Origin of the sequence: Streptomyces sp. NRRL F-2580 (assembly GCF_000720115.1) — a bacterium.
Lineage (GTDB): Bacteria > Actinomycetota > Actinomycetes > Streptomycetales > Streptomycetaceae > Streptomyces.
Genome location: NZ_JOIR01000149.1, coordinates 1 through 203, shown reverse-complemented (window position 1 = coordinate 203; position 203 = coordinate 1). Strand labels below are relative to the sequence as shown.

The 203-nt window shown below is 52.2% G+C and carries 1 rRNA gene; it reads right to left on the bottom strand.

Features of this window, described 5'->3' with window-relative positions:
• Positions 1-75: ribosomal RNA gene (rrf, locus tag IF88_RS0139855) — 5S ribosomal RNA — on the bottom strand; the annotation flags it as partial.
• Positions 76-203: the final 128 nt, after the last annotated feature.

The window sequence follows — 203 nt, the reverse complement described above, 5'->3', positions numbered from 1 at the left end:
ACCATCGGCGCTGAAAGGCTTAGCTTCCGGGTTCGGAATGTAACCGGGCGTTTCCCTAACGCTATGACCACCGAAACACTATGAAATTTGAACGCTGGCTATGGACACAGCTGTTCGTTATTTCAGAACTAACACAGTGGACGCGAGCAACTGAGGACAAGCCCTCGGCCTATTAGTACCAGTCAGCTTCACCCGTTACCGGG